General features: G+C 34.2%; 15 protein-coding genes. 12 read left to right on the top strand and 3 right to left on the bottom strand.

The window, feature by feature from the left end:
• Nucleotides 1-8 precede the first annotated feature (8 nt).
• The 5 genes from IDG63_RS01735 to IDG63_RS01715 all read left to right on the top strand — a co-directional run bounded on the left by IDG63_RS01735 (nt 9) and on the right by IDG63_RS01715 (nt 5299).
• Nucleotides 9-614 (top strand): NAD(P)-binding protein, encoded by a 606-nt coding sequence (locus IDG63_RS01735; RefSeq protein ID WP_001057045.1) that lies wholly within the window; start codon nt 9-11, stop codon nt 612-614.
• 475 nt (nt 615-1089) lie between these two features.
• Nucleotides 1090-2460, top strand: coding sequence for a CitMHS family transporter (locus IDG63_RS01730; RefSeq protein ID WP_001083491.1), 1371 nt, complete (start codon nt 1090-1092; stop codon nt 2458-2460).
• A gap of 245 nt (nt 2461-2705) precedes the next feature.
• Nucleotides 2706-4556: an anaerobic ribonucleoside-triphosphate reductase gene (gene nrdD, locus IDG63_RS01725; RefSeq protein ID WP_001071729.1), complete on the top strand. Its 1851-nt coding sequence runs from the start codon at nt 2706-2708 to the stop codon at nt 4554-4556.
• Nucleotides 4553-5089, top strand: coding sequence for an anaerobic ribonucleoside-triphosphate reductase activating protein (gene nrdG / locus IDG63_RS01720; protein WP_000173328.1), 537 nt, complete (start codon nt 4553-4555; stop codon nt 5087-5089). Before nrdD ends, nrdG begins: the two co-directional genes overlap by 4 nt.
• Before the next feature lie 99 nt (nt 5090-5188).
• Nucleotides 5189-5299, top strand: coding sequence for a hypothetical protein (locus IDG63_RS01715; protein WP_001790600.1), 111 nt, complete (start codon nt 5189-5191; stop codon nt 5297-5299).
• Nucleotides 5300-5314: 15 nt separating this feature from the next.
• Here IDG63_RS01715 and IDG63_RS01710 read toward each other — a convergent pair whose 3' ends face one another.
• Complete coding sequence (locus IDG63_RS01710) at nt 5315-5476, bottom strand: hypothetical protein (protein WP_001789302.1); 162 nt, start codon at nt 5474-5476, stop codon at nt 5315-5317.
• A gap of 131 nt (nt 5477-5607) precedes the next feature.
• Here IDG63_RS01710 and IDG63_RS01705 point away from each other — a divergent pair, with 131 nt between their 5' ends.
• Together IDG63_RS01705 and IDG63_RS01700 are read left to right on the top strand one after the other, a co-directional pair.
• On the top strand, nt 5608-7230 hold the full coding sequence (locus tag IDG63_RS01705; protein ID WP_000711870.1) for a BCCT family transporter: 1623 nt from the start codon (nt 5608-5610) through the stop codon (nt 7228-7230).
• Nucleotides 7231-7493: 263 nt separating this feature from the next.
• On the top strand, nt 7494-8180 hold the full coding sequence (locus tag IDG63_RS01700; RefSeq protein WP_000184393.1) for an MBL fold metallo-hydrolase: 687 nt from the start codon (nt 7494-7496) through the stop codon (nt 8178-8180).
• Nucleotides 8181-8367: 187 nt separating this feature from the next.
• Here IDG63_RS01700 and cudC read toward each other — a convergent pair whose 3' ends face one another.
• Nucleotides 8368-8931, bottom strand: a complete 564-nt coding sequence (gene cudC / locus IDG63_RS01695; protein ID WP_000198598.1) for a choline uptake/conversion transcriptional regulator CudC — start codon at nt 8929-8931, stop codon at nt 8368-8370.
• Nucleotides 8932-9019: 88 nt separating this feature from the next.
• Nucleotides 9020-9115 carry a hypothetical protein gene (locus IDG63_RS01690; RefSeq protein ID WP_001803568.1) on the bottom strand — a complete coding sequence of 32 codons (96 nt, stop codon included), beginning with the start codon at nt 9113-9115 and terminating at the stop codon, nt 9020-9022.
• 68 nt (nt 9116-9183) lie between these two features.
• Between IDG63_RS01690 and betB the strand changes: the two genes are divergently transcribed.
• The 5 genes from betB (at nt 9184) to mbcS (ending at nt 15649) form a co-directional block, all read left to right on the top strand.
• Nucleotides 9184-10674 (top strand): betaine-aldehyde dehydrogenase, encoded by a 1491-nt coding sequence (gene betB / locus IDG63_RS01685; RefSeq protein WP_000421695.1) that lies wholly within the window; start codon nt 9184-9186, stop codon nt 10672-10674.
• Nucleotides 10675-10934: 260 nt separating this feature from the next.
• Nucleotides 10935-12644: a choline dehydrogenase gene (betA, locus tag IDG63_RS01680; RefSeq protein WP_000066517.1), complete on the top strand. Its 1710-nt coding sequence runs from the start codon at nt 10935-10937 to the stop codon at nt 12642-12644.
• Nucleotides 12645-12921: 277 nt separating this feature from the next.
• Nucleotides 12922-13134 carry a sterile alpha motif-like domain-containing protein gene (locus IDG63_RS01675; protein WP_000011688.1) on the top strand — a complete coding sequence of 71 codons (213 nt, stop codon included), beginning with the start codon at nt 12922-12924 and terminating at the stop codon, nt 13132-13134.
• A 279-nt stretch (nt 13135-13413) separates the two neighbouring features.
• The gene (locus IDG63_RS01670; RefSeq protein WP_000708240.1) at nt 13414-13857 is read left to right on the top strand and encodes an antibiotic biosynthesis monooxygenase family protein; all 444 of its coding nucleotides are present in this window, start codon (nt 13414-13416) and stop codon (nt 13855-13857) included.
• 193 nt (nt 13858-14050) lie between these two features.
• Nucleotides 14051-15649, top strand: coding sequence for an acyl-CoA synthetase MbcS (gene mbcS, locus IDG63_RS01665; RefSeq protein ID WP_001172340.1), 1599 nt, complete (start codon nt 14051-14053; stop codon nt 15647-15649).
• Nucleotides 15650-15680: the final 31 nt, after the last annotated feature.

Here is a 15680-nt window from a genome sequence, read left to right as displayed (position 1 = left end):
TGCTCAACATGAATATGCCATTAATGATAGATTTAACAAATAAAAATGTCGTCATAGTTGGTGGAGGCCTCGTTGCAAGTCGTCGGGCACAAACATTAAGTCAATACGTTGAACACATAATGGTTATCAGTCCTGAAATCACTGAAAAACTTCAAAATATGGTAGATAAAGGTGTCGTCATATGGAAAGAAAAAGAGTTTGAACCAAGCGATATTGTAGACGCGTATCTAGTTATTGCAGCAACCAATGAGCCACGTGTCAATGAAGCGGTAAAACAAGCCTTACCTGAGCATGCCCTTTTTAATAATGTTGGAGATGCATCAAATGGCAATGTTGTATTTCCAAGTGCACTACACCGCGACAAGCTAACTATCAGTGTATCAACTGATGGTGCGAGTCCTAAGTTGACAAAATCAATTATGGCAGAGCTTGAGGCGTTATATCCACCATCATACAGTTCGTATATCGACTTTTTATATACTTGCCGACAGAAAATAAAGTTACTTGATATGAATCACAGCGAAAAGCAGCAATTGTTATCACAAATAGTGACGAAAGAATTTATAAACGATACTAAACAAGCTCAATTTTTAGCGTGGTTGGATAAAAAATAATAACTGTGTGCCGTCTAAAGGCAGTCTTGAAGTAATAACATGTCTGTTTGTAAATGAAGATGGGATGCATACTAATAATTTCTAAGCGAAGATGATAAACATATGTAAGATGATTTCTAACATAGAGAAATAGACGATTTGAAAAATCTTAATAAATATATAGGTTATTAGAAAAACTGGTTGAAGTTGCTATGAATAATAGCTAATTTTAGCCAGTTTTTTTGTGTAATAGAACCGAGAATTCAACCATTGCTATTAAAAATGATACTTATGAAAAGATTCAAATTAATCAATTGGATTCAAATAGTCATTAGAGATACTGCATAAAAATTAGATAACCGAATTAACTATTACGCAAAAAAGATTTTTTTGATAAAATGAGATAACTTAAATATAAAAAATTATATTAATTATAATACTTAAGTTAAAGAGGGGGATTATGTAAATTGTATTAAAAGTGGAGGGAGAAAATAATATGAATAGTGATAATATGTGGTTAACAGTAATGGGGCTCATTATTATTATTTCAATTGTAGGTTTACTCATTGCCAAAAAGATAAATCCAGTTGTTGGTATGACAATCATACCTTGCTTAGGTGCAATGATTTTAGGATATAGTGTGACAGATTTGGTTGGATTTTTTGCTAAAGGGTTAGATCAAGTCATCAACGTTGTTATTATGTTTATCTTTGCTATTATTTTCTTTGGCATCATGAACGATAGTGGTTTATTCAAGCCGCTTGTCAAACGCTTAATAATAATGACACGAGGCAATGTCGTCATTGTCTGTGCAATGACAGCTTTAATTGGCACAATAGCCCAATTAGATGGGGCCGGTGCGGTAACATTTTTGCTTTCTATTCCTGCATTATTACCTTTATATAAAGCGTTAAATATGAATAAATATTTATTGATTTTACTATTAGCATTAAGCGCGGCGATTATGAACATGGTACCTTGGGGAGGTCCAATGGCACGTGTAGCTGCAGTGTTAAAAGCCAAAAGTGTCAATGAATTATGGTATGGATTAATTCCTATTCAAATAATAGGATTCATTCTTATTATGTTGTTTGCGGTATATCTTGGATTTAAAGAACAGAAACGTATCAAAAAAGCAATAGAGAGAAATGAATTACCGCAAACACAAGATATAGATGTACATAAATTAGTTGAAGTATATGAACGAGATCAAGATGTAAGGTTTCCTGTAAAAGGACGTGCAAGAACAAAATCATGGATAAAATGGGTGAATACAGCTTTAACTTTAGCTGTTATTCTATCGATGTTAATAAATATTGCGCCACCTGAATTTGCATTCATGATAGGTGTCTCATTGGCGCTCGTTATTAATTTTAAATCAGTGGATGAACAAATGGAGCGATTAAGAGCGCATGCGCCGAATGCATTAATGATGGCTGCAGTGATTATTGCAGCAGGTATGTTTTTAGGTGTACTAAATGAAACCGGTATGCTTAAAGCGATTGCGACGAATTTAATCAAAGTGATTCCTGCAGAAGTAGGACCATACTTGCATATTATTGTAGGTTTACTTGGCGTACCATTAGATTTACTAACTAGCACAGACGCTTATTATTTTGCTGTGTTACCGATCGTCGAACAAACAGCAGGGCAATTTGGTGTACCGTCTGTATCAACAGCTTATTCAATGGTTATAGGGAATATTATAGGTACATTTGTCAGTCCGTTTTCACCAGCCTTATGGTTGGCAATTGGTTTAGCAGAGGCAAACATGGGCACGTATATTAAGTATGCATTCTTTTGGATTTGGGGATTCGCCATCGTTATGTTAGTAATTGCAATGTTGATGGGCATTGTGACGATTTAAGTATGAAAAATAGAAACTATAGTCCCGGTGCAAAATGAAATAATAGTTGCATAAACATGTCGAAATGACAGAACGATTCGAGAACAATTTTAAAAATTAATGAAATAATTGTGTAGAAATATGAATTTCACTAAATGTTAATAACTTTGTGACGTTTTAGTTAACAGACTAATAAAAATTTGAAAATACTATATATAGTGGTATAACGTAATGAGTAGACACAATATATAGGAAGAAGGGGTAAAATGAATCAAATCGAAGAAGCATTAACGGGTTTGATTTCTAAAGATCCTGCTATTGTTAACGAAAATGCCAACAAAGATAGTGATACATTTTCAACAATGAGAGATTTAACAGCAGGTATCGTTTCTAAATCTTACGCATTAAATTATTTATTACCAAAGCACGTTGCAGATGCACATCAAAGAGGGGACATACATTTTCACGACTTAGATTATCATCCATTCCAACCGTTAACAAACTGTTGTTTAATAGATGCTAAAAATATGCTACATAATGGATTTGAAATAGGCAACGCGAATGTAACTTCACCAAAATCAATACAAACTGCATCAGCGCAGCTTGTACAAATTATAGCCAATGTTTCCAGCAGTCAATATGGTGGCTGTACGGTTGACCGCGTTGACGAATTACTTAGTACATATGCACGACATAATGAAGAACAACATAGAAATATCGCAAAGCAATTTGTCAAAGAATCTGAAATTGATCGTTATGTTGATCAACAAGTCACTAAAGACATCAATGATGCGATTGAAAGTCTAGAATATGAAATTAATACCTTATATACATCTAATGGACAGACACCTTTTGTAACATTAGGATTCGGCTTAGGTACAGATCATTTAAGTCGCAAAATTCAACAAGCTATCTTAAATACTCGTATCAAAGGCTTAGGAAAAGACCGCACGACAGCGATTTTCCCGAAACTTGTATTTTCAATTAAAAAAGGAACCAACTTTAGTCCGCAAGATCCGAACTATGACATTAAACAACTAGCATTAAAGTGTTCAACGAAACGTATGTATCCAGATATTTTAAATTATGACAAACTCGTAGAAATATTAGGTGATTTCAAAGCGCCAATGGGTTGTCGTTCATTTTTACCAAGTTGGAAAGATGCGGAAGGTCATTTTGAAAATAATGGTCGTTGTAATCTTGGTGTTGTTACACTTAATTTACCTAGAATGGCATTAGAATCTGCCGGTAATATGACGAAATTCTGGGAAATCTTTTATGAACGTATCGATGTGTTACATGATGCATTACTTTATCGTATAAATCGTTTGAAAGATGCTGTACCGAATAACGCACCGATTTTATATAAAAGTGGCGCATTTAACTATAAATTAAAAGAAACAGATGATGTTGCTGAGTTATTTAAAAATAAACGTGCAACGATTTCAATGGGCTATATAGGGTTGTATGAAACAGCTACTGTTTTCTATGGTCCAGACTGGGAAACATCTCAAGAAGCAAAAGCATTTACGCTTGAAATTCTTAAAGAAATGAAACGTTATCAAACGAAATGGACAGAATTATATGACATTTGGTTCAGTATTTACAGTACGCCGAGTGAATCGCTAACGGATCGTTTTTGTCGTTTAGACCAAGAGAGATTTGGAGATATTAAAGACATTACAGATAAAGGATATTATCAAAACTCTTTCCATTATGATGTACGTAAAGATGTTACACCTTTTGAAAAGTTAGATTTTGAAAAAGATTATCCTTATTATGCGAGTGGTGGTTTCATTCACTATTGTGAGTATCCGAAATTGCAACACAATTTGAAAGCACTAGAAGCGGTATGGGACTACTCTTATGACAAAGTTGGTTACTTAGGTACAAATATTCCGATTGATCATTGTTATGAATGTGATTACGATGGAGATTTTGAAGCAACTGAAAAAGGATTTAAATGCCCGAACTGTGGCAATGATAATCCTAAAACAGTTGATGTCGTTAAACGAACATGTGGTTACTTAGGCAATCCAGTTCAACGTCCAGTAATTAAAGGCCGTCATAAAGAAATTTGCGCACGAGTAAAACATATGAAAGCGCCTAAAGAATGACACTTTTAGACATTAAACAAGGACAAGGTTATATTGCTAAAATAGAATCAAATAGCTTTGTTGACGGTGAAGGAGTAAGATGCAGTGTTTATGTATCAGGATGTCCATTTAATTGTGTTGGATGTTATAACAAAGCCTCACAAAAGTTCAGATATGGCGAGAAATACACTGATGAAATATTAGCAGAAATATTAGATGATTGCGATCATGATTATATATCTGGGCTAAGTCTATTAGGTGGCGAACCATTTTGTAATTTGGATATTACATTAAATCTTGTCAAAGCATTTCGAGCACGTTTTGGAAATAAAAAGACAATTTGGGTATGGACTGGATTTTTATATGAATATTTAGCAAATGATTGTGCAGAACGTCGAGAGTTATTATCATACATTGACGTTTTAGTAGATGGTCTATTTATACAACACTTATTCAAACCTGATTTACCATATAAAGGTTCTTTAAATCAACGCATTATAGATGTACAACAATCACTCTCGCATGCGCGTATGATTGAATATATAGTTAGTTGAATATGTATTAGAAGTCAAGGTAACATTCGTTGCCTTGGCTTCTTTTTAGGTTAGGTACATAATTGAAAGTTAATAAAAGCAATTCTTTAGAAAAATATATTGATAGAATATGACCTAACAATCATTTTGATACCAATACTAAAAGTTGCATATCCGTTTTTTAAAAAAGTTGAAAGAGAAAAGTGGTATTTTAGTGGGAAGGAAGTCTAACTTTTTGGTAGCGTTTTACAATAAATAAATATTCGTTAATAACGTATAAATATTCTTAAATGCCGTCCTAGTAAAATTTGTTAAATTCGTTAAATCATAACTTAACACTATTGTTTTAGCGCTATTAAGGTTTTGTTTATTACGGGAAAAATTATATAAATATTCAATAATTGCCAAGTTTCAAATTGTATGAAATTTGCATTATTATTAAATGTTAGTTATTGTCAATTTTGTGAATCAATATAATTATTACATTTTGAGATAAATCGAAACAGGATTCATAAAATTAATAATTAGGGGGAGCACAATTGAAAAAAGAGAAAGTTATGGACTGGACGACCTTTATAGGGACAGTAGCTGTACTTCTTTTTGCAGTTATACCTATGATGGCTTTTCCAAAAGCAAGTGAAGATATCATCACTGGTATTAATAGTGCCATTTCTGATTCAATTGGTTCGATATATTTATTTATGGGGCTGGCGATTTTTTGCTTTGTAATGTATATCGCATTTGGTAAATATGGTAATGTCACACTTGGTAAAGCAAGTGATAAACCAGAATTTAATACATTTACATGGGCGGCAATGCTGTTTTGTGCAGGCATAGGCTCTGATATTTTATACTGGGGCGTTATTGAATGGGCTTTTTACTATCAAGTTCCACCAAATGGCGCGAAAAGTATGAGTGATGAAGCACTCCAATATGCGACGCAATATGGTATGTTCCACTGGGGGCCAATTGCTTGGGCTATTTACGTTTTACCAGCATTACCAATTGGTTATTTAGTATTTGTTAAAAAACAACCGGTGTATAAAATTAGTCAAGCTTGTCGTCCGATTTTAAAAGGTCAAACAGATAAATTTGTAGGTAAAGTTGTAGATATCTTATTTATCTTTGGATTGCTAGGTGGTGCGGCAACATCACTAGCGTTAGGTGTGCCATTAATTTCTGCAGGCATAGAAAGATTAACTGGTTTAGATGGTAAAAATATGATTTTACGTTCGGCCATTTTATTAACAATCACGGTTATATTTGCCATTAGTTCATATACAGGATTGAAAAAAGGTATTCAAAAGTTAAGTGATATCAACGTTTGGCTATCCTTTGTACTTTTAGCCTTTATATTTATTATTGGACCGACTGTTTTTATTATGGAAACGACAGTGACAGGGTTCGGAAATATGTTGAGAGATTTTTTCCATATGGCAACATGGTTAGAACCATTCGGTGGTATTAAAGGTCGAAAAGAAACGAATTTCCCACAAGACTGGACAATATTCTACTGGTCATGGTGGTTAGTATATGCGCCATTTATCGGTTTATTTATCGCTAGAATTTCAAAAGGTCGACGCCTTAAAGAAGTCGTGCTAGGAACAATTATTTATGGAACGCTTGGATGCGTATTATTCTTTGGTATTTTTGGTAACTATGCTGTGTATTTGCAAATTTCTGGACAGTTTAATGTAACACAATATTTAAATACACATGGTACAGAGGCAACCATTATTGAAGTGGTGCATCATTTACCATTCCCATCATTGATGATTGTACTATTCTTAGTATCTGCTTTCTTATTCTTAGCAACAACATTTGATTCGGGTTCATATATTTTAGCGGCAGCATCTCAGAAAAAAGTGGTAGGCGAACCATTACGTGCCAATCGTTTATTCTGGGCATTTGCATTGTGCTTATTGCCATTTTCATTGATGCTAGTTGGTGGCGAACGTGCATTAGAAGTATTGAAAACTGCTTCAATACTGGCAAGTGTGCCATTAATTGTTATTTTTATTTTCATGATGATATCATTTTTAATCATTTTAGGGCGCGATAGAATTAAACTTGAAACGCGTGCTGAAAAATTAAAAGAAGTTGAACGTCGTTCATTGCGAATCGTTCAAGTATCAGAAGAAGAACAAGACGATAATTTATAATTCAAAGCGGGTCTGGGACGACGAAATGAATTTTGTGAAAATATCATTTCTGTTCCATTCCCCTTTTTTTAGTAGCATTGTAGGATGAACTTTTAGGTTTTCATTAATGTTGTACTAAAAGATTTAATTTTTTAGTGCTCCAAGTACTTATTTATTGTATGAAGCATATTCTAAATCGAAGTTTGAAAGACTCTCATTGATTATTAAATTAAATAAAGGGTATTGCGTATGTACAATTCAAATTAATCGAAGGATGAAATAAAATGACTAATCAATTTAAAAATAAACAGTCCAAATTACATGACAGTTTAGAATCCATCACAAAAAACTTATATGCGACACCTACTTCGGAACTGCCTTTTGATAATCGATTTCTATTTAAATCTTTTATTTTAAAACGTGAAACAGGTAATATTGTTATCTATCATTCCGAACACTTAGGTGACTCCCAACAAGACTTTGCATCATTAGGTGGTGTTTCAAAAGTATTGATGAATCATGATCATGAATCTATAGGAGGTTCTAATCAAGTTGAAGCTCCTTACTTTATACATGAAAATGATGTGGCTGCACTGAAACATAAGATTTCTGTTCAAAAACAATTTAGTAATCGTGTAATGTTGGATAAGGATTTAGAAATTATTCCCGCGCCTGGACATACACCAGGGACGACACTGTTTTTATGGGATGATGGTCATCATCGTTACTTATTTACTGGAGATTTTATATGTTTTGAAGGGAAGAGATGGCGTACAGTTATATTAGGTTCAAGTGATAGAGAAAAATCTATTCAAAGTTTAGAGATGGTTAAAGAATTAGATTTTGATGTACTTGTACCTTGGGTTACTATCAAAGATGAACCGTTAGTTTATTTTGTAGAAAATGAATATGAAAAACGTGAACAAATACAAAATATTATTGATAGAGTACGTGAGGGCGAGAATAGCTAATTGAAATATATTGGCGAAGCAATGTAACGAATCTAAGAAAGCCCTAGAAAATACCTCCATAATTGATTGTCATATAAAACAAAAACGGTAATTTCTATTTATTGAGATAGAAATTACCGTTTATTTCGTGGACCTATTGCATTGTTTTTATCATGCATAATCATCATTGTCGTTGTTTGAGTCAATTTTAATTTTCAGAATCAGAAGGCTGTTCTGGAATTGGGAAATATTTGAAAATTTCACCGCTTTCAATCGCTTCGGTTAACTGTTCTAACCATTCGTAATAAACATGTGTATGATCAAGCTGAGCTTTAATTTTTTGTGCCTCTTGTGTTTCAGCTTCAGTTAAATCACTGCTTTCAAGTAATGGATTGATAATAGCTTGAGCATCTTTTACTGCTTCGACATTGATGTCAATTTCACGCTGAAATTTTTTAGTGAAAAAGTTTCGGAAAAAGATGAAAAAGTCTTTCTCGGCGATAAAATGTTGTTTGCGGCTTCCTCTCGTAAATTGTTGTTTAACAATATCAAATTCCTGCAATTTCTTAACGCCAGCACTCATACTTGGTTTGCTCATTTGCAATTGATGACGCATTTCATCAAGCGTCATACTGCCTTCAAACACCATTGTGCCATATAAGTTTCCTACACTTCTATTAGTGCCATACAAATCCATTGTCTGTCCAATTGAATTAATTACAATATCTTTTGCTTGTTCTAATTGTTGCTGTTTGTTCTGAGAACGAGTCATCATTGCACCTCCGTACATCATTTTGGTCATTCTAAAATAAATACTAATACATTATAAAACCTTTTCTAAAAAAAGACATTAAAAATATTTAAAGCATTAAAGTTAAATGTTTCGTTAAATAAAAATCTAACAAACTTACAAAACTTAATTCTTGAGTTGTTTTGTAAATTGACACATTTTTCATTTCTATGCTAACATAAGTTTGTAAAATTCGTTAAATAAAAATTTAACAAACTTAACGGAGGTTGTTGAATGGAACTTTTAAAACATTTATCTCAGCGTCAATATATTGATGGTGAGTGGGTTGAAAGCGCGAATAAAAATACAAGAGATATTATCAATCCTTACAATCAAGAAGTGATATTTACGGTTTCTGAAGGGACAAAAGAGGATGCAGAACGTGCAATCTTAGCTGCAAGACGTGCGTTTGAGTCTGGTGAATGGTCGCAAGAAACTGCTGAAACAAGAGGTAAAAAAGTACGTGCCATCGCGGACAAGATTAAAGAACATCACGAAGCGTTAGCACGATTAGAAACATTAGATACTGGAAAAACGTTAGAAGAATCATATGCAGATATGGATGATATTCATAATGTGTTTATGTATTTTGCTGGATTAGCAGATAAAGACGGTGGCGAAATGATTGATTCACCAATTCCAGATACAGAAAGCAAAATTGTTAAAGAACCAGTAGGTGTAGTTACACAAATTACACCTTGGAATTATCCGTTATTACAAGCATCATGGAAAATTGCGCCAGCGCTTGCTACGGGTTGTTCACTAGTTATGAAACCAAGTGAAATTACACCATTAACAACAATACGTGTTTTTGAATTAATGGAAGAAGTTGGTTTCCCTAAAGGAACAATTAATCTTATTCTAGGTGCAGGTTCTGAAGTTGGTGACGTAATGTCAGGTCATAAAGAGGTTGACCTTGTATCATTTACAGGTGGCATTGAGACTGGTAAGCATATTATGAAAAATGCTGCTAATAATGTTACGAATATTGCCTTGGAACTTGGCGGTAAAAATCCAAACATTATCTTTGATGATGCTGATTTTGAATTGGCAGTAGACCAAGCGTTAAATGGTGGATATTTCCATGCAGGTCAAGTTTGTTCAGCAGGATCAAGAATATTAGTACAAAACAGTATTAAAGACAAATTTGAGCAAGCACTTATTGATCGCGTGAAAAAAATCAAATTAGGTAATGGTTTTGATGCTGATACTGAAATGGGACCAGTGATTTCAACAGAACATCGTAATAAGATCGAATCTTATATGGATGTAGCTAAAGCAGAAGGCGCAACAATTGCTGTTGGTGGTAAACGTCCAGATAGAGACGATTTAAAAGATGGTCTATTCTTCGAGCCAACAGTCATTACAAATTGTGATACGTCAATGCGTATTGTACAAGAAGAGGTTTTCGGACCTGTCGTTACTGTAGAAGGCTTTGAAACTGAACAAGAAGCGATTCAATTAGCGAATGATTCTATATATGGTTTAGCAGGTGCTGTATTTTCTAAAGATATTGGAAAAGCGCAACGCGTTGCTAACAAGTTGAAACTTGGAACGGTGTGGATTAATGATTTCCATCCATATTTTGCACAAGCGCCATGGGGTGGATACAAACAATCAGGTATCGGTAGAGAATTAGGCAAAGAAGGCTTAGAAGAGTACCTTGTTTCAAAACACATTTTAACAAATACAAATCCACAATTAGTGAATTGGTTTAGCAAATAAAAATTAGATAAGGTGAGTGCCATTGTAAGAACACAAGACACTCACTTTGTTTTGTATAAGTGGCGAAATGTTGATTGATAATTTGGACTAAACGCAAAATGAATCATAGATTATTTCATGACTGTTAGTAACAATCGTAAAAGGAAAATCGAGTGTTTTGGTTAGCTAAGTTTAGCAATTCAACGATAACCAATCAGCCACTAACAAATATTTCATGCAATACTCACTTTGAAATACAACAAACTTTGGAGGTCATAACGATGAGTAACAAAAACAAATCATATGATTATGTCATCATTGGAGGAGGCAGTGCAGGTTCTGTACTAGGTAATCGTCTGAGTGAAGATAAAGATAAAGAAGTCTTAGTATTAGAAGCGGGTCGCAGTGATTATTTTTGGGATTTATTTATCCAAATGCCTGCTGCGTTAATGTTCCCTTCAGGCAATAAATTTTACGATTGGATTTATTCAACAGATGAAGAACCACATATGGGCGGTCGTAAAGTAGCACATGCCCGAGGTAAAGTTTTAGGTGGATCAAGTTCGATTAATGGCATGATTTACCAACGTGGTAATCCAATGGACTATGAAGGCTGGGCAGAACCAGAAGGTATGGAAACTTGGGATTTTGCGCACTGTTTACCGTATTTTAAAAAATTAGAAAAAACATACGGTGCAGCGCCTTATGATAAATTTAGAGGCCATGATGGACCAATTAAGTTAAAACGAGGGCCAGCAACGAATCCTTTATTCCAGTCATTCTTTGATGCAGGTGTTGAAGCAGGCTATCATAAAACACCTGATGTGAATGGATTTAGACAAGAAGGTTTTGGACCGTTCGATAGTCAAGTACATCGTGGTCGCCGAATGTCAGCTTCAAGAGCATATTTACATCCAGCGATGAAGCGTAAAAACTTAACCGTTGAAACACGTGCCTTTGTAACTGAAATTCATTATGAAGGTAGAAGAGCAACTGGTGTTACGTATAAGAAAAATGGCAAACTACATACCATCGATGCTAAAGAAGTCATTTTGTCTGGTGGGGCATTCAATACGCCACAATTACTACAATTATCTGGTATAGGTGATTCAGAGTTCCTAAAATCAAAAGGCATTGAGCCACGTGTTCATTTACCTGGTGTGGGTGAAAACTTTGAAGATCACTTAGAGGTATACATTCAACATAAATGTAAGGAACCTGTATCATTACAGCCAAGCTTAGATATCAAGCGCATGCCATTTATTGGTTTACAATGGATTTTCACACGTACAGGTGCAGCAGCATCTAACCATTTTGAAGGTGGCGGATTTGTACGTTCAAATAACGAAGTTGATTATCCTAACTTAATGTTCCATTTCTTACCAATAGCTGTAAGATATGATGGTCAAAAGGCAGCGGTCGCACATGGTTATCAAGTTCACGTAGGACCAATGTATTCAAACTCTCGTGGTAGCTTGAAAATCAAATCTAAAGATCCATTCGAAAAACCAAGTATCCGCTTTAATTATTTATCAACAGAAGAAGATAAAAAAGAATGGGTAGAAGCAATTCGTGTAGCAAGAAATATCTTATCTCAAAAAGCAATGGATCCATTCAATGGTGGAGAAATTTCACCAGGACCAGAAGTGCAAACAGACGAAGAAATTCTTGATTGGGTTCGTAGAGATGGTGAAACAGCATTACACCCATCTTGTAGTGCTAAAATGGGTCCTGCTTCAGATCCAATGGCAGTAGTTGACCCGTTAACAATGAAAGTCCACGGTATGGAAAATTTACGTGTAGTTGATGCATCAGCTATGCCACGTACGACAAATGGCAATATACACGCACCTGTTTTAATGTTAGCTGAAAAAGCAGCAGACATTATACGTGGCAGAAAGCCTTTAGAGCCACAATATATTGATTATTATAAGCATGGTGTTCATGATGAAAATGAAGGTGCAATCGAAGTAAAACCATACGCTAAATAAATTTATATAGTAGACTCTTAGTCTGGCATCTATTGTATTGGTGCCAGGCTTTTTTGCGTTTTATCTAAATGAGAAGTTAATGTGTTGTTCAAAAACGGTGTGTGAGTATATGAACTGAAAATAGAGTTAATTGTACATTGTGATGATTAATTGACCTAATTGGCAGACATTAAAAGAGTGCACAACCTTAAAAAGTTCACTAAATAGACATTTAATTGTGTTTTCTTGAAAGCTTTCGTGGTAGGATTTATATAAGTAAATTGAGAGAAGGAATACTATGAGCTTTTACGAATATATACAAACATTTAAAGATGATAAAACACCATTAGGCGAATTAGCGATTTGGATTAAAGAAGATGATTCATTCCCAAAACAAGAGAAGCTAACAGAAAACATTTTGTCTTATTTTCATCAAATGTCCAATATAGATCATGAGTTTTTAGAAATTGTAAAAAGATCACTTTCTCTATATGATCAATTAAAATCGTAAAATCAGAAATAAAGTTAGCTAAAATAAAAGGCCGGTGATTTCACAGATGAAGTTGTCGGCTATTTTCATGACTAATGTTAAATAATGATCATGAAATTGAAGACACAAAAATAGTGGGCGACTCCTGTCCCCATTTGCATGAAATATTAATACTTTTTACAAAGTCTTATCTTTTAAAAAGAAGCCAAACTATGATTGTAATTAATAAATACGGGAATGAATTAGTAATAGATATAAAGTAATATGACCAAAAATATAAATGAAATGAAGGCATTTATTATGAAAATTTATGATGAATATAGAAGTTATGTAATAGAAGAACTGGATGATTGTCTCACAATACAAAAAAATAATGACACTGCATATTACGATGTGCTAGAAGCGATAAATGATTTATCAAATGATTCATTATGTGTGTTAAATCATTTATATATTAACGAAGGACAAGAAGAAACATTCGAGCAAAAATTTTTGCAACGTAATAAGCATTTAAAAAACGTTGATGGATTTAAAGCATTAAGATTTTTAAGACCTAGAACAGCTGGTAGACACTATATCATTATTACGCTGTGGGAAAATAGGCAAGCATTTTATCATTGGCAAAATTCAGCTGAGTACAAGCATACACACAAGCATCGTGGCACTTCGAAAGGTGCAGATGTAAAAATAATTAATCGTGAATTATCATACAATATTCGTATTGAATTAGCTGATATGGTCTAGCCCGAGATATCAACCCTCAATCATTTGAAAGTCCTTGAATGCTACGTCATGTCAAAGTGTAGTGTCGAGGACTTTGGTATTTAACCCTATTTAATTGAAAATTCTGTAAAGATAGGCGTATGATATATATAATTCATTTATAAAATTACAATGTTCATCACAGGAAAAGTGGATGTATGAAAGGAAGTTAGTTATGCAAAAGTCAGCTCTATTCGCGCCTGAAAAATATAACATTATTTCGGAAATCGAAAAATATAGCCACATACCAGATAAAAAGGCAATTCTATATCATAATACTGAAGGCGAAGATATATCAGTCACTTACCAACAGCTCATTGAACAGTCTAATAAAGTAGGTAATGTTTTAGCATCGCACGGTTTATCTAAAGGCGATAAAGTACTCATTATGATGCCACGATCTATTGCGACGTATGAATTATATATTGCTGCTTTAAAATTAGGTGTTGCAATCATTCCATGTTCTGAAATGCTAAGAACTAAAGATTTACAATACCGTATCACGCACGGTGAAATAAATGCAGTTATTGCACTAGAGCCATTCACAGTTGAATTTGAAAAAATTAAAGAATATGATGCGTTAACTAAATTTGTTATTGCCGGTCAAAAAGATGGATGGATTTCACTTGAAGCTGAAAAAGAAAACGCAAGTAACAAACTAGAAATGGCAGATACGACGCGTGATGATATGGCGATTCTGTCATATACATCTGGTACAACTGGCAATCCTAAAGCCGTTACACATTGTCATGGATGGGGATTTGCACATTTACAAATGGCACCAAAACATTGGTTATGTATTAATGAAGATGACTTAGTTTGGGCAACAGCAGCACCAGGTTGGCAAAAGTGGGTGTGGAGTCCTTTCTTATCTGTATTAGGTTCAGGCGCAACTGCTTTTGTATTTAATGGAAGATTCAGTCCTGAAACATACTTAGAATTGCTTCAAAAATATCAAATTAATGTTTTATGTTGTACACCGACAGAATATCGTATGATGGCTAAATTACAGAACTTAAATGATTATGACTTAACGCATTTACATAGTGCCGTTTCTGCAGGTGAGCCACTAAATCGAGAAGTAGTTGAACAATTCAAGAAATACTTTAATTTAACTGTAAGAGATGGATATGGCCAGACTGAAAGTACCTTGCTTATAGGCTTTTTAAAAGATACACCACAGAGGATTGGATCAATGGGTAAAGGCATTCCGGGTAGTTCGGTCACTGTAGTAGATGATGAGGGGAATAGCGTACCTGCTAATACGAAAGGGAATATTGCAGTACCACTTGATTTGCCAGCACTTTTTAAAGGGTATTATAAAGAGCCAGAACGTACGGCGAAAGCGCAAACAGGTAAATACTACATCACTGGTGACTTAGCTCATGTAGATGATGATGGTTATTTCTGGTTTGAAGGACGTCGAGATGACATTATTATTAGTTCAGGCTATACGATTGGGCCTTTTGAAGTTGAAGATGCGTTAACGAATCATCCAGCCGTTAAAGAATGTGCTGTAGTAGCAAAGCCTCATGATATACGAGGAAATATTGTTAAAGCATTCGTTATTTTACAGGACCATACTGCGGGTGATGATACGTTAGTTAAAGAACTACAACAATTTGTTAAAAATGAAGTTGCACCATATAAATATCCGAGAGAGATTGAATTCGTTGACGACTTACCAAAAACAAACTCAGGTAAAATTCGTCGTGTTGAACTACGAGATGCTGAAATAGAAAAATGGCAACAACAAAAAGATAGCAATCAATAAACATAGCAAAGCAGTCCAATGCGTAAGGTAT

Source organism: Staphylococcus sp. EG-SA-14, from assembly GCF_017151935.1.
Lineage (GTDB): Bacteria > Bacillota > Bacilli > Staphylococcales > Staphylococcaceae > Staphylococcus > Staphylococcus aureus.
This window is presented reverse-complemented; position numbering and strand designations above follow the sequence as displayed.

Excerpts from the sequence above, each read along its gene's own strand:
- IDG63_RS01735 (WP_001057045.1), top strand. The coding sequence starts at position 9 with ATGAATATGCCATTAATGATAGATTTAACAAATAAAAATGTCGTCATA.
- IDG63_RS01730 (WP_001083491.1), top strand. The coding sequence starts at position 1,090 with ATGAATAGTGATAATATGTGGTTAACAGTAATGGGGCTCATTATTATT.
- nrdD (WP_001071729.1), top strand. The coding sequence starts at position 2,706 with ATGAATCAAATCGAAGAAGCATTAACGGGTTTGATTTCTAAAGATCCT.
- nrdG (WP_000173328.1), top strand. The coding sequence starts at position 4,553 with ATGACACTTTTAGACATTAAACAAGGACAAGGTTATATTGCTAAAATA.
- IDG63_RS01700 (WP_000184393.1), top strand. The coding sequence starts at position 7,494 with ATGACTAATCAATTTAAAAATAAACAGTCCAAATTACATGACAGTTTA.
- cudC (WP_000198598.1), bottom strand. The coding sequence starts at position 8,931 with ATGACTCGTTCTCAGAACAAACAGCAACAATTAGAACAAGCAAAAGAT.
- IDG63_RS01690 (WP_001803568.1), bottom strand. The coding sequence starts at position 9,115 with ATGAAAAATGTGTCAATTTACAAAACAACTCAAGAATTAAGTTTTGTA.
- betB (WP_000421695.1), top strand. The coding sequence starts at position 9,184 with ATGGAACTTTTAAAACATTTATCTCAGCGTCAATATATTGATGGTGAG.
- betA (WP_000066517.1), top strand. The coding sequence starts at position 10,935 with ATGAGTAACAAAAACAAATCATATGATTATGTCATCATTGGAGGAGGC.
- IDG63_RS01675 (WP_000011688.1), top strand. The coding sequence starts at position 12,922 with ATGAGCTTTTACGAATATATACAAACATTTAAAGATGATAAAACACCA.
- IDG63_RS01670 (WP_000708240.1), top strand. The coding sequence starts at position 13,414 with ATGAAAATTTATGATGAATATAGAAGTTATGTAATAGAAGAACTGGAT.
- mbcS (WP_001172340.1), top strand. The coding sequence starts at position 14,051 with ATGCAAAAGTCAGCTCTATTCGCGCCTGAAAAATATAACATTATTTCG.